At 55.8% G+C, this 21,032-nt stretch carries 18 protein-coding genes; 8 read left to right on the top strand and 10 right to left on the bottom strand.

The features are described 5' to 3' along the window. Nucleotides 1-29: 29 nt before the first annotated feature. The gene (locus ACK4S7_RS08490) at nucleotides 30-311 is read right to left on the bottom strand and encodes a hypothetical protein (RefSeq protein ID WP_409645911.1); all 282 of its coding nucleotides are present in this window, start codon (nucleotides 309-311) and stop codon (nucleotides 30-32) included. Between the two features lie 228 nt (nucleotides 312-539). Between ACK4S7_RS08490 and ACK4S7_RS08485 the strand changes: the two genes are divergently transcribed. The 5 genes from ACK4S7_RS08485 (at nucleotide 540) to ACK4S7_RS08465 (ending at nucleotide 7,173) form a co-directional block, all read left to right on the top strand. After that, nucleotides 540-1,538: an ArsR/SmtB family transcription factor gene (locus ACK4S7_RS08485; protein WP_409645909.1), complete on the top strand. Its 999-nt coding sequence runs from the start codon at nucleotides 540-542 to the stop codon at nucleotides 1,536-1,538. Continuing rightward, nucleotides 1,535-2,476: a methylenetetrahydrofolate reductase [NAD(P)H] gene (metF, locus tag ACK4S7_RS08480; RefSeq protein ID WP_409645907.1), complete on the top strand. Its 942-nt coding sequence runs from the start codon at nucleotides 1,535-1,537 to the stop codon at nucleotides 2,474-2,476. The genes ACK4S7_RS08485 and metF overlap by 4 nt, the downstream gene beginning before the upstream one ends. Beyond that, nucleotides 2,473-3,519, top strand: coding sequence for a homocysteine S-methyltransferase family protein (locus ACK4S7_RS08475; RefSeq protein ID WP_409645905.1), 1,047 nt, complete (start codon nucleotides 2,473-2,475; stop codon nucleotides 3,517-3,519). The genes metF and ACK4S7_RS08475 overlap by 4 nt, the downstream gene beginning before the upstream one ends. Before the next feature lie 21 nt (nucleotides 3,520-3,540). After that, the gene (gene metH / locus ACK4S7_RS08470) at nucleotides 3,541-6,159 is read left to right on the top strand and encodes a methionine synthase (RefSeq protein ID WP_409645903.1); all 2,619 of its coding nucleotides are present in this window, start codon (nucleotides 3,541-3,543) and stop codon (nucleotides 6,157-6,159) included. A gap of 75 nt (nucleotides 6,160-6,234) precedes the next feature. Continuing rightward, the gene (locus tag ACK4S7_RS08465; RefSeq protein WP_409645901.1) at nucleotides 6,235-7,173 is read left to right on the top strand and encodes a right-handed parallel beta-helix repeat-containing protein; all 939 of its coding nucleotides are present in this window, start codon (nucleotides 6,235-6,237) and stop codon (nucleotides 7,171-7,173) included. 242 nt (nucleotides 7,174-7,415) lie between these two features. Here ACK4S7_RS08465 and ACK4S7_RS08460 read toward each other — a convergent pair whose 3' ends face one another. From ACK4S7_RS08460 to ACK4S7_RS08435, 6 genes are all read right to left on the bottom strand, one after another. Then, nucleotides 7,416-9,137: an ATP-binding protein gene (locus ACK4S7_RS08460; RefSeq protein ID WP_409645899.1), complete on the bottom strand. Its 1,722-nt coding sequence runs from the start codon at nucleotides 9,135-9,137 to the stop codon at nucleotides 7,416-7,418. 112 nt (nucleotides 9,138-9,249) lie between these two features. Beyond that, a complete protein-coding gene (locus ACK4S7_RS08455) occupies nucleotides 9,250-10,014 on the bottom strand; it encodes a TIGR02186 family protein (protein WP_409645897.1) in 765 nt (254 codons plus the stop codon). Further along, nucleotides 10,011-10,925, bottom strand: a complete 915-nt coding sequence (locus tag ACK4S7_RS08450; RefSeq protein WP_409645895.1) for a sulfite exporter TauE/SafE family protein — start codon at nucleotides 10,923-10,925, stop codon at nucleotides 10,011-10,013. The genes ACK4S7_RS08455 and ACK4S7_RS08450 overlap by 4 nt, the downstream gene beginning before the upstream one ends. 51 nt (nucleotides 10,926-10,976) lie before the next feature. Continuing rightward, the gene (locus ACK4S7_RS08445) at nucleotides 10,977-12,017 is read right to left on the bottom strand and encodes a hypothetical protein (RefSeq protein WP_409645893.1); all 1,041 of its coding nucleotides are present in this window, start codon (nucleotides 12,015-12,017) and stop codon (nucleotides 10,977-10,979) included. Then, nucleotides 12,017-13,417 carry a glycosyl transferase family protein gene (locus tag ACK4S7_RS08440; RefSeq protein WP_409645891.1) on the bottom strand — a complete coding sequence of 467 codons (1,401 nt, stop codon included), beginning with the start codon at nucleotides 13,415-13,417 and terminating at the stop codon, nucleotides 12,017-12,019. The genes ACK4S7_RS08445 and ACK4S7_RS08440 overlap by 1 nt, the downstream gene beginning before the upstream one ends. A 443-nt stretch (nucleotides 13,418-13,860) precedes the next feature. Continuing rightward, nucleotides 13,861-14,382 carry a helix-turn-helix transcriptional regulator gene (locus tag ACK4S7_RS08435; RefSeq protein ID WP_409645889.1) on the bottom strand — a complete coding sequence of 174 codons (522 nt, stop codon included), beginning with the start codon at nucleotides 14,380-14,382 and terminating at the stop codon, nucleotides 13,861-13,863. A 116-nt stretch (nucleotides 14,383-14,498) separates the two neighbouring features. Between ACK4S7_RS08435 and nhaA the strand changes: the two genes are divergently transcribed. Together nhaA and ACK4S7_RS08425 are read left to right on the top strand one after the other, a co-directional pair. After that, nucleotides 14,499-15,719, top strand: coding sequence for a Na+/H+ antiporter NhaA (nhaA, locus tag ACK4S7_RS08430; protein WP_409645887.1), 1,221 nt, complete (start codon nucleotides 14,499-14,501; stop codon nucleotides 15,717-15,719). Then, nucleotides 15,716-17,029 (top strand): hypothetical protein, encoded by a 1,314-nt coding sequence (locus tag ACK4S7_RS08425; RefSeq protein WP_409645886.1) that lies wholly within the window; start codon nucleotides 15,716-15,718, stop codon nucleotides 17,027-17,029. The genes nhaA and ACK4S7_RS08425 overlap by 4 nt, the downstream gene beginning before the upstream one ends. Before the next feature lie 88 nt (nucleotides 17,030-17,117). Here ACK4S7_RS08425 and ACK4S7_RS08420 read toward each other — a convergent pair whose 3' ends face one another. Then, nucleotides 17,118-17,912, bottom strand: coding sequence for a transglutaminase-like domain-containing protein (locus tag ACK4S7_RS08420; RefSeq protein WP_409645885.1), 795 nt, complete (start codon nucleotides 17,910-17,912; stop codon nucleotides 17,118-17,120). A gap of 100 nt (nucleotides 17,913-18,012) precedes the next feature. Between ACK4S7_RS08420 and ACK4S7_RS08415 the strand changes: the two genes are divergently transcribed. Continuing rightward, nucleotides 18,013-19,017 (top strand): histone deacetylase family protein, encoded by a 1,005-nt coding sequence (locus ACK4S7_RS08415; RefSeq protein ID WP_409645883.1) that lies wholly within the window; start codon nucleotides 18,013-18,015, stop codon nucleotides 19,015-19,017. Between the two features lie 73 nt (nucleotides 19,018-19,090). Here the strand turns inward: ACK4S7_RS08415 and ACK4S7_RS08410 are convergent, their stop codons facing one another. After that, complete coding sequence (locus tag ACK4S7_RS08410; protein WP_409645881.1) at nucleotides 19,091-20,020, bottom strand: electron transfer flavoprotein subunit alpha/FixB family protein; 930 nt, start codon at nucleotides 20,018-20,020, stop codon at nucleotides 19,091-19,093. Further along, nucleotides 20,017-20,763 (bottom strand): electron transfer flavoprotein subunit beta/FixA family protein, encoded by a 747-nt coding sequence (locus tag ACK4S7_RS08405; protein ID WP_409645879.1) that lies wholly within the window; start codon nucleotides 20,761-20,763, stop codon nucleotides 20,017-20,019. Before ACK4S7_RS08405 ends, ACK4S7_RS08410 begins: the two co-directional genes overlap by 4 nt. Nucleotides 20,764-21,032: the final 269 nt, after the last annotated feature.

The following is a 21,032-nucleotide window of genomic DNA, read 5'->3' as shown; positions in this document are numbered from 1 at the left end:
CAAATGCTTTCGCTTAAAAAGCGCGAATATTACTTCGCAGCTTCTTTCGCAGCTTCTGCGGATTCACCAGCAGCAGCAGCAGCGTCGGTCGCAGTTGCAGCGGCGTCAGTTGCAGTTGCAGCAGCGTCAGTTGCAGTTGCTTCAGTTGCAGCAGCATCGGTAGCAGCTTCAGCGCCTTCTACAGCGGCGTCAGCAGCTTCAGTGGTAGCTTCTGTGGTTTCGGTTGCTTCTGTGGTAGCTTCTTCAGCACCCGAGCAAGCGGCCAAACCGAGCGAAGCGGCAAGAACGAGAGATACAGCAATTTTCTTCATATGGGAAACCCCCTAGCAAAACTTATGAAAACCTGACAGGCACGTTACAACGATTGCAGCTTGCCTGCGAAAAGCCCTCTAGCCCGTTCATTATTCGCTGGCAATGCGCTTTTTCAATGAGTCATCATGTCCTCTTCCGATTTTGAGACTTTCTCTACCTTAGCGGTAGAAAAATGGCCATTTTAGGCCGATTGACTTGATATAAAGAATTCTTTATATCGCGTTTCGATGATCAATTTGCTTAATATCATGCGCGCGTTGGCGGACCCTACCCGGCTCCGAATCGTGTTCCTGGTCCTCCGGCTGGAGTTGTCGGTGGGCGAGTTGGTGCAAATACTTGACCAAAGCCAGCCCCGCGTTTCGCGCCATATACGGATTCTCGACGAGGCAGGACTTTTGGAGCGGCGTAAGGAAGGAAGCTGGGTGTTCTTGCGACCGGGCGCCACATTGACTGAAAGTCCGCTCACTACATTGTTCGCCGAGGCCGACGTTTCGCAGGCGAAGGCATTTCAGCGTGACCTGCTTCGGCTGGATGAAGTGCGCAACGCCCGCACGGACATGGCAGCGAGCTATTTTGCCGCGCATGCGGACGAATGGGACTCCTTGCGGTCGCTTCATATCGCCGATTCGGAGGTCGAGGCGCGGCTCGCGCAAATCCTGCATAGTGCGCCCTTGGGAAGAGTCCTTGATGTCGGCACCGGCACCGGGCGCATTGTGGAGCTGTTTGCGGCAGAGTCAGAGCGTTTCGTTGCGGTAGATAACAGCCCCGAAATGCTGAGGCTGGCGAGGGCTAAGATCGCCGGTCTAAGCCCTGAAATTGCGAACAAGGTCGACATTAAACTTGGCGACTTCAACATGCTGCCAGTGGGCGATGGTGAATTTGACTGTGTAATTTTCCATCAGGTGTTGCATTATGCCCAGCATCCAGAGGCGGTCATCGCGGAAGCAATACGCACGTTAGCGCCAGGCGGCAGGCTCGTCATTGTCGACTTTGCCGCACATAATCTGGAAGAACTTCGCAGTGTCCATGCTCATGCCCGACTCGGGTTCGCCGATGAATTTATGAAAAAGGCTTTTGCCGGCCATGGTCTGCAGCTCGTGCATCAAACGGCACTTGAGGCCGGCGAGTTGATTGTCAAAGTGTGGATGGGTCAAAAGCTCTCCGGCGCCGTCCCCAACCCTAAGAAAAGTCCGAAACCTCAAAACAATTTAAGGATCGTCGCATGATTCTCCCGCTGGCGCAGATGCAGGAGGCCAGCCGCGCTGTTGCCTCTCCACTTTTTGCCGGACTCGCTGGTGACTGTGAAATCAGTTTCGAATTCTTTCCGCCGAAGACCGAGAAAATGGAAGAACAATTGTGGGATTCCGTTGTGACTCTCGCACCGCTTGCCCCCCGCTTTGTATCGGTTACCTACGGGGCAGGTGGCACGACCCGTGAACGCACACACAATACCGTGGCGAGAATCGCACGCGAAACCGATATCCCTGCAGCTGCGCATTTGACTTGTGTTGAAGCGTCAAAGGGCGAAATTGCAGATGTCGCCAATGCATATTGGGACGCTGGCGTGCGCCACATCGTTGCCTTGCGCGGCGATGCGCCAAGTTCGGACGGGCAATTCGTTCCCCACCACGATGGCTATGCAAGCGCAGCTGAACTGGTGGAAGGTTTGCGAAAGCTCCATCCGTTCGAAATATCAGTCAGCGCTTATCCAGAAACGCATCCGGAGGCTTTGTCGGCTGCGTCAGACATTGATTTCCTAAAACGCAAGCTGGACTCCGGAGCAAGCCGCGCAATCACGCAGTTCTTCTTTGAACCCGAGACTTTCTTTCGCTTCCGCGACGCGGTTGCTGCTGCGGGTATAAACGCAGAGATTGTTCCTGGCATCATGCCGGTAACCAACTTTGCTGCGATAAGCCGCATGTCAAAAATGACAGGCACAGCAATTCCGGTATGGATGGCGCATCTTTTTGATGGTCTCGACGACCATCCGTCGGCGCGGCAACTCGTTGCGGCGACCGTATCGGCAGAAATGTGCCGCCGTTTATATGCAGGTGGTGTGCGTGACTTCCATTTTTATACTTTGAACCGCGCTGAACTTTCTTACGCGATTTGTCACCTTCTTGGCAAACGACCGGCGACGCCCGCGCAAGAGGTTGCGGCATGACCGCGCGTGAGGCCTTCACCGCCCGAGCGGCTCAGCAGATACTCGTATTTGACGGTGGTTATGGCACTGCAATTCAGGGCTATAAACTGTCTGAAGCAGAGTATCGGGGCGCACTTGAACTGACGCATGATCAAAAAGGAAATAACGACCTATTATCAATTACGCGTCCGGATGTTGTTAGCGCGATCCACAGCGCTTATCTGGACGCCGGCGCGGACATGATCGAGACCAATACATTCAGCGCGACAAAGATCAGCATGGCCGACTATGGCTGCGAGCATTTAGTGCGACAGTTGAACGTGGAATCGGCAAAGCTTGCTCGCGCCTGTTGCGACGCAGCTGAAGCAAAGGACGGCAGCCGGCGTTTTGTGGCGGGTTCGGTGGGGCCGACAAACAAGACGCTGTCATTGTCGCCAGACGTCAACGATCCCGGCTATCGCGAAATCGACTTTGATTATCTGAAAGAGGTGTATCGCGAGCAATGCGATGCGCTCATCGAAGGCGGGGTCGATTTCCTGTTGATCGAGACTATCTTCGACACGCTGAATGCCAAGTGCGCTGCGATGGCTGCGCAGGAAGCCGCTGCTGCATGCGGGCGTGATGTGCCATTAATGATCTCCATGACGATTACCGACATGGCTGGCCGGAATCTTTCAGGGCATACGGTCGAAGCCTTCTGGGCAGCAATCCGGCACGTCAAACCGCTCACCATTGGTCTGAACTGCTCGTTCGGCGCGGACCTCCTGCGTCCACATCTCGCGGCCTTGTCGAAGCAAGCGGACGCGCTGGTGATGGCTTATCCCAACGCGGGCTTGCCAAATGATCTGGCCGAATATGACGAGTTGCCGGAAACCACAGCGATGCTGATTGGCCAATGGCTCGATGACGGGCTAGTCAACATTGTGGGTGGCTGTTGCGGCACCACCCCAGCGCATATTGCGGCAATCGCCAAGGCCGTTTCGGATCGCGCGCCGCGCGTTATTCCCAAGGCAGATGTCGTAACGCGGCTTGCGGGGCTTGAGCCCTTCATCATGGCCGCCTGAACCCTTTAAAGCAGAACAAAAATGACATCCTCCTCCTCCCGTTTCGTCAATATTGGTGAACGCACCAACGTCACCGGCAGTGCCAAGTTCAAAAAGCTCATCATGGCCGGCGATTATGAAGCGGCCGTCGAAGTGGCGCGCGATCAGGTCGAAAACGGCGCGCAGATCATTGATATCAACATGGATGAAGGACTGCTTGACGCACATGAGGCGATGACAACCTTCATCAAACGTATTGCCGCAGAGCCCGACATTGCGCGTGTACCGTTAATGATCGACAGCTCCAAATGGAGCGTCATTGAGGCGGGGCTGAAATGCGTATCCGGCAAGCCGATTGTGAATTCGATATCGATGAAGGAGGGTGAAGAGGCTTTTCTGCATCATGCGCGTTTGTGCATGGCTTATGGAGCCGCTGTCGTCGTGATGGCGTTTGATGAAACGGGACAGGCCGACACGCAACGCCGCAAGGTCGAGATTTGCAAGCGCGCCTATGACCTGCTTCTCGGCATCGGCTTTCCGCCTGAGGACATCATCTTTGATCCCAATATCTTTGCAGTGGCGACGGGAATTGAGGAACATAACAACTACGGCGTCGACTTTATCGAGGCAGTCAGAGAACTGCGTGTCTTGTGCCCGCACGCGCATTATTCCGGCGGACTGTCCAACCTATCGTTCAGCTTCCGCGGAAACGAGCCGGTGCGCAGGGCAATGCATTCGGTGTTCCTGTATCATGCCATTCCTGCCGGGTTGGACATGGCGATTGTAAATGCAGGTCAGCTCGACATTTATGATGACATCAATGCTGAACTGCGTGTTGCCTGCGAAGATGTTATCCTCAACCGAGACCCGGACGCGACCGAACGCCTGATCGCGCTGGCGGAGAAGTATCGCGGTACTGATGTCGCACAGGAGAAGGCCGAAGCCGAATGGCGCGGATGGCCAGTGAACAAGCGGCTTGAGCATGCGTTGGTCAAGGGTATCGACGCCCATATCGTAGAGGACACGGAAGAAGCGCGGCTTGCCATCAAGGCGGCAGGCGGTCGGCCGATCGAGGTTATTGAAGGGCCGTTGATGGACGGCATGAATGTGGTTGGAGACCTGTTCGGATCAGGCCGCATGTTCCTGCCACAAGTTGTGAAGTCCGCGCGTGTGATGAAAAAAGCGGTCGCGCATCTTTTTCCCTATATCGAAGCGGAAAAGGAAGTCGGCGCCAAAGGCAAGGGCAAGATCATCATGGCGACCGTCAAGGGCGACGTGCATGATATTGGCAAGAATATCGTTGGCGTCGTGCTTCAATGCAACGGTTTCGAGATTGTCGATCTGGGCGTCATGGTCGCCTGGCCTGACATATTGAAGGCGGCGGTCGAACATGATGCTGACATGATCGGGTTGTCAGGCCTCATCACCCCTTCGCTCGATGAGATGGTGACTGTTGCCGAGGAAATGGAGAAAGCGGGTATGACGATGCCGCTGATGATTGGCGGGGCAACGACGTCGAAAACGCACACGGCCTTGCGTATTGAGCCAGTATATTCCGGCCCGGTCATCCATGTACTGGACGCATCGCGGGCTGTTGGCGTTGCCGGTACGCTGGTCAGCGACACCATGGCCGAAAAGTTCGTCGCGGATACCCGTGCCGAATATGAGCACATCCGCGCCGCGCGTGCGGGCAAGACCGCAAAGCCGCTGGCCACGCTTGAAGAAGCGCGTGCCAATGCGTTTGAACTCGATGAAAGCATGAAGCCAGCCCCGCCGCAAAAGCCTGGGGTACATGTCTATGACGACTGGGATCTGGCTGACCTGCGCAACTATATTGACTGGACGCCATTCTTTCGCGCCTGGGAATTGCATGGCAATTATCCGGCGATCTTGACCGACGAAGTTGTGGGTGAAAGCGCGACCAGCCTGTTTGCCGACGCCAATGCGATGCTCGACAGGATCATCAGCGAAAAATGGTTGCGGGCGAAGGGCGTCGCTGGCCTGTGGCCTTGCTGGCGCGATGGCGACGATGTGATCGTCTATTGCGAAAAAACCGAAGCGCATGTGCGCATGCCATTCCTGCGGCAACAGATCGCCAAGCGTGAAGGCAGGGCCAATATGTGTCTTGCCGATTTTATTAGCCGCGATGGCGACTGGATCGGGGGCTTTGCGGTCACGACTGGCCATGGCATCGGCACGCATCTGGCGCAGTTCAAAGCCAGTATCGACGATTATTCAGACATCATGCTCAAGGCGCTGGCCGACCGCCTGGCCGAAGCCTTTGCCGAGCGGATGCACGAGCATGTCCGCAAGGATCTTTGGGGTTATGCGCCGGACGAACAGTTCACTCCCGAAGCGTTGAACCGCGAAGAATATCGCGGTATCCGGCCAGCGCCTGGCTATCCGGCATGTCCCGACCATAGCCTGAAGCCGATATTATTCGACCTGCTGGATGCCACGCACAAGACGGGTATCACGCTGACCGAAAGCTTTGCGATGCTGCCGACGGCCGCCGTCAGTGGTCTGTATTTCGGCCATCCGCAGTCCGAATATTTCGGGGTCGCGCGGATCGGTGACGATCAGGTCTCGGACTATGCGGCGCGCCGTGGTCTCGATCTGGACCGCGCACGGCAATATTTGCGGCCGAATCTCAACGAGTAAGCGTTAACGGCTGGAAAAGTGGCCCGTTTTGGCGTTAGCTGCGTTGGCCGGAAGCAGCTAATTGGAAACGCCGCTATGAAGACATCGCATCTCATCTTCCTTGTCGCCTTCGGCACAGCCGCCGCATCGGCGCAAAATACCGCACCGTTCCAGAATGCCGAAACGGGTCGTAATTATCAGAGCCTGCAACAGGCGGTCGATGCCATCGGCAAGGGCAAGGGAACCATCATCATAGCGCCGGGGACCTATCGCCAATGTGCCGTACAAGCCGCCGGGGTCGTTGCCTTTCGCGCGGCAGTGCCCGGACAAAGCATTTTCGATACCAAGACATGCGAAGGCAAAGCCGCCCTTGTCCTGCGCGGACAGGCGGCGCGCGTCGATGGAATCATCTTTCAGAATATGCGGGTGCCAGATGCCAATGGCGCAGGCATCCGGCTGGAAAAGGGCAATCTGACAGTCACCCGCACGGTATTTCGCGACAGCGAACAAGGCATTTTGACCGCCGAGGACAGGACCGGCGAAATCAGCATTGATCGATCAAGCTTTTCAGGACTCGGCCGTTGCGACCGGAGCCTGTCTTGTGCGCACAGTATCTATATAGGGGGCTATGGCGCGCTTTCGGTGACTAACAGCCGCTTCGAACGCGGCAATGGCGGGCATTATGTAAAAAGCCGCGCTTTGCAGGTGACATTAACCGACAACGCTTTTGACGATAGCCGGGGCCGTAGCACCAATTACATGATTGACCTGCCCAATGGTGCCAGCGGAAACATTGCGCGCAATGTGTTCGTGCAAGGGGCGTCCAAAGACAATTACAGCGCCTTTATCACTGTCGCGCCCGAAGGCCGGACGCAAAGCAGCGCGGGGCTATCTATCAACGCCAATCAGGCAAGTGTCGTGCCCGGCGTGGATCGCGACACCGTGTTCGTCGCAGACTGGTCCGGCGACCGGCTTGCCTTGGGCGGTAACCGGCTTGGACGTGGAATAAAACCGTTCGAGAAACGTGAGAGATAGTTTGGAAAGTCACACTAAGGTCTCACCTAAACCGAGTTCGACACGGCTGGTTTCGCGGCTTTCGGCCGGTCTCGGGGTCTCTCCTGCGTAGTTTTTTAGAATCCCGACACTGAGAAAGAACCGTGCCAGCGTTCGGGCTGACCGGATTACAGTCTCAAATCAAATCCTACATTGCAAGCGCAAACGCCGGTGCGTTTTTCGTAATCCAGCCACGCTTTGGCGCTGCGTTAGATAACCGCCGATCACCTGCCTTGCGCACGCCACCTTCTGACCACGCGTTCGAGTATCTCTGCTTCGCCGCCGGTTTCCTGCCACAACTGGCTGAACAGCGGATCTTCAGACGCCGGACGTTTTTCCTCTTCAAGATTGTCCAGCGCGACTCGGATCGGGATGCTGACGCCTTCGCCGCAGATGATGCATTCGCGGTTTCGCAAAGCCGGAATAGAGTCGAGGAAACCTCGTGCGCCTTCGGGCATTGCGGCCCGGACAAAAGCCTGGTCGCGGTCGTTGTTCAGGCGCATCGAAATAATTGTCCCGCATTGCGAAAGCACGCCTTCGGCCAGATCGGACGGCCGCTGGGTAATCAGGCCAAGCGATACGCCATATTTACGGCCTTCCTTTGCAATCCGTTCAAGAATGGAACGTACTGCGCTGTCTTTGGCAATTCGGTCTGACGGGATGTAACGGTGCGCCTCTTCACAGACGAGCAATATGGGGCGCTGCGGTTCGTTGCGTGACCATATGGCATAGTCAAAAACGAGGCGCGAAAGCACCGCTACCACAGTGGACGTTATGTCTGAGGGCACGCCCGACACGTCGATGATGGAAATCGGTTTTCCGTTCGACGGTAGCCGGAAAATCTTCCCGACAAAATCTGCCATGGTGTCGCCAACGAGCATGCCTGAAAACATGAAGTTGTATCGCGGGTCAGCTTTCAGTTCGTCAATTTTGCTTTTCAGCCGCATGAAGGGCGCCGAAGACGTCGCCTTGTCGAGCTTACCCATTTCGTTCTGGATGATGTTGGTCAGGTCAGACAATAAATAGGGAATGGGGGCGTCAACGGTCAGCTTGCCTATGGTTTCGGCGATACGGTTCTTGGAACGCGCCTGCAAAAGACATTTGGCGAGAATGTCGGAATCGATTTGTTTTTCGTCACCCGTCGATGTCACGAAGATTTCGCAATGCTCGGCGAAATTCATCATCCAATAGGGCATGGCAAGGTTGTTTACGTCGAACAGCGCACCGTTCTGTCTGAACGCAGCGCTATATTCGCCATGCGGGTCGATCATCACGATATGGCCTTCGGGCGCAATGTCGCAGATCCTGTGCAGGATCAGTGCGGCGCTGGTAGATTTACCGGTACCGGTTGAACCAAGCAGGGCAAAATGCTTACCCAGCATAGCGTCTACATAAAGCGCACCGCGAATATCTTTCGTCGGAAACACCGTGCCAATTTCAACATTGGCGCGGGCGTCGGTTGCGTACACCTGCTTCAGGTCTGAACTGGATACGGCATAAACCTCACTTCCGGGCACAGGGTAGCGCGTCACACCCCGGCGGAAATTGTAGATCTTGCCCGTCAGCTTTTCTTCGTCGCCCTCGCCAAGAAAGTCGACTTGTGCCATGATGACGCCATGATCGCGCTCGTGCAGTTTCTGCGTGCGAATGCTCGCGAGAAGCCACGTGCTGCCTACACGGATCTTGATCTGGCTGCCGACTTGTCCCGACATTGCGATGCTGGCGTCAGCATGCGACGTTAGGCTGGACAGTATCGCAGAATCGAGCGTTACTTGGGACCCTGATCCCGCAATTTCCATCACAAAGCCAATATGGTGGAGCGCAGCATTGATTGACGGGTCGCCCGCTTGTGTTTTCGTTTCCGGCGCAACAGCCGGCACTGTTGCTACTGGGTCCAGCTCCCCTGGCTGGCCGTTCAGAAACTCACGATGCGCCGAAATATCCATGCCAGTTGCCTTTTTGCAGTTATGCTTCAGGCATTAGGTCCAGAAAGTAAAAATTTATTTACCATCGTGAGTCCCGTGATTCCGCTGTTGGGAGCAGGCACCGGGCCCGTAACTATATCCGATTAAAGACAAATCCGGCGAACCAACCAAGCAGCAGTGACACAAGAACAGCCATGGCCCCGTAAAAAAGTGCATAATCTTGCGCCAATATCGTCACCAGTTGTTCAAATCCGGTTTTGCGAATCCGCACCTCAACATTGTCGTCCGCTACAATGACCCGGCCATTGCGAATAAGCAGGGTCTCTGCGGTATAGACTCCAACGGGTACGCTGGAGGGAATATTGAGACGTGCACGATACAGCACTTGGTCTGTGATTTCGACAGTACCGGCTTCCTGGCGAAAAAGACCGTTGCGACGGTTCAGGTCAACGAGCCCGTCGACGAAACGGCGTTGCTCTTTTGCATCAACCTCTCCGCTGGGGGACAGTTGCAGCCGGTCAAGACCAAGTTCGTAAATCGCTGCTGTTTTGCTGCTGACGATCTGGTCAAGCGGGCGCGAAGATGCGATGGCATAATAAGCCGGGACCGACCTGAAATCGGTGCTGTCAGCGTTGATCCAGATGCCGGCGATTTTCTGCTTTTCGCGCAAGGTGACTGGGCTTGTTGGGCCACGCAAGACGACGGCGACGTCGACCTGACCCTCTGGTGCGACCCCGCGCGGGTAGATGATAGCACCAAACAACAGCATTTCTGCGCCAGTGAACCCCGACTGGATATTGATCTCGCGTTGAGAGACGTCAGGGACGAGCTTAGGTACGTTTTGCGCAGCCGCAGCGACTGGCAACAAAAACAGAAGAAAAGCCAGCCAGCGGGTCATAAGGCCTGCAACGTGTAAATTTCGTCAGGTCGCCACCCAAGGCCAAGCGCCATGCGGATGGCCACGAGCAGCACAATGCTGGCAAGGAAAAGCCGCAGATAGTCTGGCCGCATACGCTGCGCCAGACGTGCGCCGATTTGCGCGCCGGTGACGCTTCCGACCAGCAGGAATACCGCGAGCACAATGTCGACTGCCTTAGTCGTCAGGCTGTGCATCATGGTCGACGCCATCGTCACGAACAGGATCTGGAACAGGGATGTCCCAACAACAACCTGCGCGCCCATGCCGAGCAGATACAGCATGGCAGGAACCATGATAAAGCCGCCACCAACACCCAGGAGCATCGTCATAATACCAGTGATAAAACCCAGTATCAGCGGCGCGAGTGGCGAGATGTACAGGCCTGAACGATAAAAGCGCCAGCGCATTGGCAAGTTCGCTACCAAGGGGTGATGCCGGCGCTTTGCCGTCGCGACTGGTTTCCCCGCCCGGACCGCGAGGACGCTCGACAGGCTTTCCTTTGCCATCATACCACCGATACTGCCGAGCATGACCACGTATAGAATGTTAATGACGGTATCGATCTGGCCAAGCGCTTCCAATAATTCAAATATGACTGCGCCTGCTCCGGTGCCGAAAATGCCGCCAACCACCAGCACGGCGCCCATCTGGAAGTCCACCCCGCCCCGTTTCATGTGGGCAAACACGCCCGAAACGCTTGCGCCTGTCACCTGAGTCGAGGCAGAAGCCGCGGCAACTGCTGGCGGGATACCGTAGAATATCAACAAAGGCGTAGTGAGAAATCCGCCGCCGACCCCAAACATACCCGACAGCACACCGACCCCGCCACCCAAAAGGATGATCACCAGTGCGTTGACTGACAAATTGGCAATGGGAAGGTAAATATCCATAATCGACATGCGGACCGTAACGGCATTTCGCGGCGGGATAAAGGCTGCCTCTTAGAAACTCGTGGACAAGATTACCGCTGGACCATCGCCGGGCTCTGCGTTGCCGGCAACGCGGAAGCGCCAGCTTGCATCGATCCGCAATTTTGCGCTGCCCACTGGCAATATGGCGCGAACGGACGGGCCGATGTCGAGACGCATAATCTGACTCTGTCCGCCACCCCATGCTGCTGCACCAGCAGCCAGCCTCATGTCCCCTCGGGCGCCGACATGTCTAAGCGCATGCAGTTGGCCATCGACAAAACCGCCGCCAATATTGCCGGTCACGACGCCTGCCTGCCCATAGCCATCAAGTGTAAAGTGCAAGGGTAAAGCGACGCCGTCGTGCCCGCCGGAAACAAAGGCGGCAAACGCATCTGCGCGGTTAGGCCGAATGCGGCGCTCTATTGTGAGTTGCACTGGAAATCGGGCGGCGGGACGCCATTGCAACCCTGCCGCTACTTCACGTGCTGGCATTCTGTCATGGGAAACAGAGGCGCGCCCGGTAAATGCCAGGCGGGTAATTCTCTCTTTGGAAAAACCAGATAACGGGATTGTCGCTATCAGGGCGCTTTGGCTGCCCCCGTATTGCCCGTTGCCAAGCACGCCTTGAGCAACATCACCCAAACGCCAGAAACTATAAGCATAAATGTTGAATGGACGAGATCCGTAAGGCTTCGCCAAAGCAGGCGGCGGAGCAAACAGAGGCACCGCAAGCGGGTCGATATGAGAGCGCTGGTCGGGCAAGGCATTTTGCAACATCACAATATTTGGCGCAGCGGCTGGTGTTTCACCTACGGCCTTTGCAATGTGCAAAATCGGCAAGTGCTTTGGGTTTGGGTAAAACGGCTCGGCAACCGCTGCATTTGTCTGCGGACTTTCCTGACTTGAAGCTTCTGACAGATCTGCGTGGGTGCGTTGTGGTGGAATATGTTCAGTTCGGCTATTTTGCGCGGGCGTGATTGCGTGTTGGTAGTTTAGGACGGTGAATATTATGCGCGCTGCCGTCCATCCTGCGCACATCAGCACGACAAATCCGATTGCCCGGCCGCGCATCAATCTCGCGGGGTCACCGAATCTGGCATGATGTGATGCGCGGTTTTGTCCCAGTTCAGCGGCGCGCCAAAACAATGACGGACATAGTTCGCGCACGCCCGCCGGGCGGCCATGACTGCAATAATGTTGCTAACCACACTTCGCGGGACGGAAAGCAGAGCCTCTTTCGGCCCATATAGAGCCCACACGAAACCTGCACGTACGGCCAATCTCCACATCAGAAATGCGAAGTTGAGCCAAAAGAGGGAAATGAGCAGTGGAGAAAAAGGGGCGGGGTCATACACGCCCGACATATGGGTGAGGGCCAATATGGCGGTTAGAGCCAGGCAGATATACGCGGCGACGAGAATGACTGCAGCGAAAATGGATTTCCGGTCCTGAAGGAGCATCCATTTCTGGGCGAAATTGCCTTGCCAGCCTATGCGGTCCCAGCCAGCAAGCGCAATTCCGGTTAACCAGCGCGTTTTTTGTCGAACCGACGTCGATAATGTGTCCGGAAAGCAGGCTCTTGTTCCCACCAATTGGCCTTGGCTATCCAATATGCGGGCCATGATGGTGCGGCCGCCAACGGCACCGATGCGAATGCCCAGTTCATAATCTTCAGTCAGGCTGTTTTGATCAAATGGCTTTCCGCCGTTCGTTTGCGCAAGCCGACCCATGAGGTTGCGTTCAATGGCGCAGGCCACTCCAGCGAGCGGCAAGGGAGCGCCCAGCGCTTCGCGAACGACCAGATTTTTGCCATGCGCCTCGGCAAATTCGTCGCAATAATGCCCGCTAATCCATCGGGAGCGCCGCGTGCGTACTGGAATAACGGGCAATTGCACTGCGCCCCCTTTTGACACCAGGCAGTTGAAAACATGCAGCTCGTCTGCATGCACAGCATCCTCTGCATCGTGCAATATAATAGCCTTCGCCTTACACCCCTCTGCAATCTCATCGGAGAGCAGTGCATACCATAGCCGGTTGAGACAATCGGCCTTCGTTGTGGGGCCGTTATGGTTGACCAGCACAAGTCGGATATTCTCGTTTGATCGGGCGGCTTCAACGACCTGCTCCGCTGATTGAGGATCGTTTGGATAACAGCCAACGTAAATGCGGTAACGACAATCCTTCCCGCTCCAGTTGCGACTGCAATTGGACAACATTGCGCCGATGACATCTGCCTCGCCCCAGGCAGGAACGAAAACCGCAAGCAGTCCATGTCCACGGGGCACCGCCAACTGCCGGGCGAGCAAAGGAGGGGTGGTCCGATAGAAATAATATCGCCGGTATATCCGCCTGACAGCCCAGATAAGATCCACGCCAAGTTCATCCAGCGCGCCGATCAGAAGAAATATTGCGCTGAACAAAAACAGCTCATGCTGTGCGATTTCCAGAATTCGGAAAATTTCAGTCGACAAAGGCGCGACCCTCACATCGGCTAATCATCGTGCCGGCCTGCGCAACGGCCGAACGGCCGTGCACGTTCAAAAGCCAGTCAAACGAATACCCTGCCCTTGCCCGTCCGCAGTTTGACCTTCGCAGACGGGCAAGGGTGCCCAACTTCAGCCGTTTGCGACCCGAAGACCGGCTGGTCGGACTATTGGTGCCGGGGCATCCCACCCGAATTCGTTCAGTCTTAAAAACAGTCTCGTGCCCGGGCCGAGCAAGCTGCAGGGTGTGGCTGTGGAACCCTGTCGGGACTGGACAAAATTCGCGCATCTCCTTGTGGCATATTCGGTCGCGGCCTTTAAGCGGGCAGAACGCAGATATGGATTCAGCTGTTCCGCTGCATCAAAGTCGGAATATTCCAAAATTTCACCCTCCCACAAACCAGTATGATTTCCAGCCAGCGAGAAGCAACTTATTGAACCAGTTGAAACACACCCGTCAAAACTACCACAACCAGTGCCAACACCAAGGTGCTGAAAAACGTTACATTCAACGCATGGAGCAAAAACTCTTTACCAGATAATTCATATGTCTCTCTCCCTCCGTTAGGTAACGAGGAAGCGAATGGTAAGCTCGTGACCGATCGCTTTTTTACCCAATGGAAAGTAGAACTTTCGTTAGTATCGAGGCGTGCCGCGTCAAGTGCGAACGCTTCGTATACTAACTGTTCGGATATCGGTTGCATCTCGTGTGCGGCAAATATTATGGCGGCCTCCTTGCGGCTGGACGCTCTCAGTTTGCGTCGTGCCGCGTCCAACCGTTGATCAACTGTGTAGCGCGAAATTCCCAATTTTCGGGCAATTTCCTTGGATGTATGGTGTTGGACCACAAGCCGCAGACAGGCCTTTTGACCTTCAGTTAACTCAGGGGAAGACTGCGCAATCATGGAAATGTTGGAATCGACGAAAGACTTTTTAGACATCAAGCCGACCATGGTTACCACCCCTTTAACTAAGGATATAGACCATTGAAATCTGTTAAGGCAAGGCTTTTGCACAGTTTTTTTGGCTGACTTGCTATCCAGTGGTCAGCTTGCCATAAGGTGGGGTAATGACCAAAATCCTAAGACAACCGATAGCCAGTTCCGCATTACGCGCATTTCTAGCAAGCGAAGCAGCAGGCGGAATTTTATTGATGGCGGCCGCCGCGTTGGCCCTGATCATTGCCAACTCGGCGCTTGCCGATGATTATGCCCATCTCATTCATGCTGTGACGGGACCCGAACTGACGCCCAAGCTTGGACCAATGACGGTTCATCTGTGGATCAATGACGGCCTGATGGCGATTTTCTTCTTGCTCGTCGGGTTGGAAATCAAACGCGAATTTGTCGACGGGCATCTGTCGACATGGGCTGACCGCACGCTTCCGATGATTGCAGCTGCAGGGGGGATGATTTTCCCGGCGATTATCTATCTCGTAATCGCAGGGGGAGATCCTGCATTGCAGCGCGGTTGGGCGATCCCTGCGGCTACCGACATTGCGTTTGCCATTGGCGTGCTTGCCCTTTTAGGTAGCAGGGCGCCGGCGTCGCTGAAGCTGTTTCTGACGACAGTTGCCATTGTTGACGATATGGGGGCAGTCGCGATTATCGCATTGTTTTACACGGCTGAACTAAACATCATGGCACTGGCCGTTGCTGGAGCTATCTGGTTGGCGATGATGGGGCTGAACCGCATGCGCGTAAACGCGCTTTCGCCCTATATGATACTGGCAGCATTGTTGTGGTACGCCACATTGTTATCGGGCGTTCATGCGACGATTGCGGGTGTCATGGCGGCGTTTGCCATTCCATTCCGCAGAACACTGGCCTCGCCGGATGCCGACGATTCTGCGCTCCATCGGCTTGAACATATGCTGGTCAAGCCAGTGGCATTTTTCATTGTTCCGGTGTTTGGTTTTGCCAATGCCGGTGTATCGCTGGAGGGCACAAGCTTCGCTGCACTAGCGGCGCCTCTGCCACTTGGCATCGCGATGGGACTGTTCGTTGGCAAGCAGATCGGTATCTTTGCCAGCGTCTGGGTCTCAGTAAAACTCAAGATTGCTGTGCGTCCGGCAAACGCCAACTGGATGCAGGTATATGGTGTATCTCTCCTGTGCGGCATTGGATTTACGATGAGCCTGTTTATCGGCGGTCTGGCCTTCACTGGCCCCGAGCAGGCCGATGATGTCAAAATAGGCGTTTTAATGGGGTCTGTGCTGTCTGCCGTTCTTGGCTATTGCCTCTTGCGCTTTGCTGCGCCGCAAAGGCGGTTGGCGAAAGACACGATATGAAGATATACCATATAATCCTTCCGTTGGCTTTGCTGACGACGGGTTGTTCCATCTCTGCGCCAGTGGCCCCTTCCAATATTGCGCAGCCGACCAGATCAGTTGCCAATATTTCGGATGCTTATATTCGGCTGACACTTGAAGCAGGCACGCATGAAGCGGAATATGTCGATGCCTATTACGGGCCGCCTGCGCTTCAGACCGCGGCCAAGGCCAATCCCCGTTCGTTGGTTGAACTGGTTGCTGAGGCACGCGCGCTGACCGGAGCGATTGACGCGGTATTGCCCACGCTGCGGTCGGAACCAGAACGCCGCCGTGCACGTGCGCTGCGCGGGATGCTGGTCGCCGCAGATACAAGATTGCAGATGCTTCAGGGAAAGAAATTTTCTTTCAATGATGAAGCCAAGGGCCAGTTCGCGACTGTGCCTGACCTAAAGCCATTGGCGCATTATGATGCTGTGTTGGCCAATCTCGAAACACTTATCCCCGGTAATGGAGCGCTCGCAGCCCGCGTGGACGCTTTCAACGAAAGTTACACGATACCCAAAGAACGTCTGCAGCGCGTGTTTGACGCAGCCATTGCCGAATGCAAACGCCGTACCGCACAATTTATCAACTTGCCCGCCGGTGAGACGTTCGTGATGGAATTTGTTACGGGCAAACCCTGGTCAGGCTATAATTATTACAAGGGCAATTATAAAAGCCTTATCCAGATCAACACCGACCTGCCGATCCGCATCAGCCGCGCTGTCGATCTTGGCTGTCACGAAGGCTATCCCGGCCACCATGTTCTCAACCTGATGGTCGAAGAGCGGCTGGCGCGCAAAAACGGGTGGCGGGAATATGAAGTCAATCCACTCTATAGCCCAACCAGCGTATTGTCCGAAGGCAGCGCGAATTACGGCATTGATCTTGCGTTTCCGGCAGCCGAGCGTTTGGCGTTTGAACGCGATGTCCTGTATCCGTTGGCCGGGCTGGACCCCAAGACGGCCGAAGCATATTGGAAAATGCAGCAGATGACCGAGACCCTTTCGGGTGCACGTTTGACCATTGCCAAAATGTATCTGGACGGTGAAGTGACGCGGCCACAGGCGTTGGAGCTGACGCAGAAATATCTACTGCTTTCGCCTGCCCGCGCTGAACAGTCGGTGAAATTCACTGACCATTATCGCAGCTATGTGATCAATTATGGCTGGGGCAAGGATCTGGTCCGGGATTATATCGAACGTGGAAATCCGGACTCGGCCGAACGTTGGCGACGGATGGAAAAGATATTAAGCGAACCAACGCAGCCGTCGGACTTGCTGCGCTAAACAAGATGTTCCCATAGCATAGCCGGCAATGCGTATAACCATCTGCCGGATGCGCCAGCCTTAGGCGGAAACATGCGAGGAGTTGGGTTTAACTTTGCCCGCTTGCCGCAACCACGTTCACTGACTGTGAAATCAGATTGGCAGTACCGAAAATGGTCATGAAGCTGATGTCGGTTGCGTCACGACCGACTGCAATGCGCACCAGATGCTCCTCCGGCGCAAGCCGCGTGGGGTCCACCAGATGCCACTGGCCGTCCAGATAGACCTCTACCACGGCGTGAAAGTCGGGCGGATCAATGCCAAGACCATAAGCCGACACCATACGTGCAGGGACATCGGCCGAACGCGCAAAGGTAATTAGCAAATGCGCAAAGTCGCGGCAGACGCCGCGGCGCGAAATAAAAGTATCGGTGGCCGTCGCACCGATCGGTGAAAAGCCAGGGGCATAAGTAACGTTGTCGTAAATCCATTCTGCCATCTGCAAAATCTGGTCGCCTTTTGTTGCGCCATCAAAGCGCGTTGCCACGAAATTTTCGTGCCGGTCAGACGGGCAGTAACGGCTTGGCATCAGATATTCGATATAGGCAGGCGGCAAATCAAGATGGGGAACGGTGTCTAGCCCCTTAATAGCTGTGGCAGTACGGTGGATGGCAACAGTGGCCGTATAGCTTATATCAATCCGACCTTCGGCATGTAGCCATGTGCGCCTGCCAAGGCCGTCCATGCCTTCGATCGTCTTAAGCGGTGAACAACTGCCTTTCACCTTGAGCAGGTCGGTCGTCAGCCGCTGGTCGTCCATGGGAATGGCCTCCACCGCAAGGAGAACGTCTGCCGGATTTGGCAGATGATAATGCAGGTTGGCTGATATCTCGACTTTGGTCATGTGTTGCGCCATCGGGCATTTGCAGGAGTCGCGCAAGCTCTCGCAAAGTCTGTAGTGGCGCGCTAAGCGATTGGTGCTCTTTTTCTGGAATGTCCGGCTTATGCGTCTGTTTTTTGACCCCCGCCAAATGGCCCACGCGCCGAACCAGGAAATGCACAATGGCGCGTTCGTGCCTCATGCTGAAACGCCCGCCCGCGCGCAGGCAATGTGTTCAGGCGTTCCAGCAACAGAAACACCGACCGACCATACAGAGGCGCCGATATTAAGGGTGCATGATGCAGGCTATATTGAATTTCTAAAGACGGCCCACGCGCGCTGGGCTGCGGCGGGGCGGCCGGGCGATGTCATGGGTTATGTCTGGCCGGTCGTTGGCCGCAGGGCATTGGACCTCACCCGCATTGACGCACTGGCGGGGCGATACAGCATGGATAGTTCGACGCCGCTGACGGCCGACAGCTGGACGTCGGCTTATTGGAGTACGCAATGCGCGTTGTCTGCGCTTGATGCCGTACTTTCTGGGGATAGTGCCGCGGTTGGCCTGTGTCGCCCGCCCGGACACCACGCCGGCACGGATTATCTCGGGGGCTATTGCTTCATCAATCATGCGGCAGTGGCTGCGCAGGCAGCCCGCGATGCGGGCATAGAGCGCGTGGCGATTCTGGATATCGACTATCACCATGGCAACGGAACGCAGGATATCTTCTGGGATCGGGGCGATGTCTTTTATGCTTCCGTCCATGCGGACCCGGCCACGGACTTTCCCTTTTACTGGGGCCATGCCGACGAAACGGGCGAGGGCGAAGGGGCAGGGGCAACGCTCAATCTGCCCTTGCCGCAGGGCACCGGAATTGAGGCATTCCGCGCCGCTCAAGCCACCGCGCTTGAGGCTATCGCGCGCTTTGATCCCGGCCTGCTGATCGTCAGCTTTGGCGCAGATACTTATGCGGGCGATCCCATCGCGAATTTTGCGATCCAGACGCCGGATTATGCGGTGCTGGCCAGCGACATAGCGGCAGGGGGATTGCCCACGGTCGTGCTGACAGAGGGCGGATATGCCGTCGACAAGCTTGGCGAAAATCTGGCCAGTTTTTTGCGTGGTTTTTGAACGCGTTACCGCACAACAAATAAGGGCGGACATTTCTGCCCGCCCTCAAATGTTTGTATGATATTGCAAATGGTTACAGCTTGCTGACCAATTCCGGCACCAATGTGAACAGATCGCCAACGAGGCCGATATCCGCAACCTGGAAGATGGGTGCATCTTCGTCCTTGTTGATGGCAACGATGATTTTCGAGTCCTTCATGCCAGCCAAATGCTGGATCGCGCCAGAGATGCCGACCGCAATATAGACTTCGGGCGCGACGATCTTGCCGGTTTGACCAACCTGATAGTCGTTGGGAACAAAGCCTGCGTCCACTGCCGCACGGCTTGCGCCGACCCCTGCACCCAGCTTGTCGGCCAGTGGCAATATAGTTGCCGCAAAGGTGTCCGCATCCTTCAATGCACGACCGCCGGATACGATGATCTTGGCGGAGGTGAGTTCAGGGCGTTCCTGCTTGGCAATCTCCGACGAGACGAAGGTTGACGTGCCGGCATCGCTTCCGCCCGAGACAGCCTCGATCGTTGCCGAACCGCCCGTGGCTTCCGCCTTGGCAAATGCCGTACCGCGCACGGTGATAACCTTCTTGGCATCCGACGACTGCACGGTGGCGATCGCGTTCCCTGCATAAATTGGCCGTGTGAACGTATCGGCGCTTTCAACCGACAGAATGTCCGAAATCTGCATCACGTCAAGCAAGGCAGCTACGCGTGGTGCGATGTTCTTGCCGTTGGAGGTAGCAGGTGCCAGGAACGCGTCATGCGTTGCCATCAAAGACGCAACCAGTGGCGCCACATTCTCGGCCAGTTGCTGCGCGTACACAGCGTCGTCGGCAACGTGTACGGTGCTGACGCCTGCGATCTTGGCCGCCTGTTCGGCAACTACGCCACAGCCTGATCCAACGACAAGGATGTGCACTTCGCCCAACTGCGATGCAGCGGTGACGACCGCCAAGGTTGCATCCTTCAACGATGCATTGTCATGTTCGGCATAAACGAGGGTCTTCATGCGGCCACTCCCATTTCCTTGAGCTTTGCAACCAATGCATCGACGTCGGCAACCTTGATACCGGCGCTGCGGACGGGCGGCTCTGTAACCTTTAACGTCTTGAGACGCGGTGTGACATCAACGCCATAATCGGCAGGCGTTTTCTGCGCGAGTGGCTTTGACTTTGCCTTCATGATATTTGGCAGGGACGCATAACGCGGCTCGTTCAAACGCAGGTCGGTAGTGATGATGGCTGGCATCTTTAACGACAAGGTCTGCAAACCACCATCGACTTCGCGTGCCACATGCACTTCGTCGCCGACAACATTCACGGTGTTGGCAAAGGTGCCCTGCGGACGACCTGTCAACGCAGCGAGCATTTGTCCGGTCTGGTTGCTGTCATCGTCAATTGCTTGTTTGCCCAAAATGACAAGACCGGGCTGTTCTTCTTCGACGATTTTCGCAAGAATCTTGGCAACGGCCAGCGGCTCGACATCTTCAGCAACGACCAGGATCGCGCGATCCGCGCCCATGGCCAGCGCAGTGCGGAGGGTTTCCTGTGCCTTGTCTGGCCCGATGGAAACCGCGACAACTTCCGTCGCCGCGCCCTTTTCACGCAAGCGAAGCGCTTCTTCGACCGCGATTTCGTCAAACGGGTTCATGCTCATTTTGACGTTCGCCAGGTCGACGCCAGAGCCATCAGGCTTAACCCGCGGTTTTACGTTGTAATCGATGACCCGCTTAACGGGGACGATGATCTTCATGTGCTCATCCTTCCATACCGACTCAATGGGACAGGTGAATACCGGCCCAATCCGATGCGCCTATGCTTGACGTTTACGTGAACGTCAAGTGCCTGATCTACGCGTCATGCCAGGCTTTGGATAATTAGACAGTCCCCACATCATGTACGGACCGTCATGCGAAATCTCACGCCGCCTTGCGTACCTCTGCGACGATTTTCTCCGCCGCATCACCCAGATCATTTGCCGATACGATTGGCAGGCCGCTATTGGCGAGGATGTCCTTGCCC

The sequence above is a fragment of the Sphingorhabdus sp. genome (genome assembly GCF_046292425.1).
GTDB lineage: Bacteria > Pseudomonadota > Alphaproteobacteria > Sphingomonadales > Sphingomonadaceae > Sphingorhabdus_B.
This window is presented reverse-complemented; position numbering and strand designations above follow the sequence as displayed.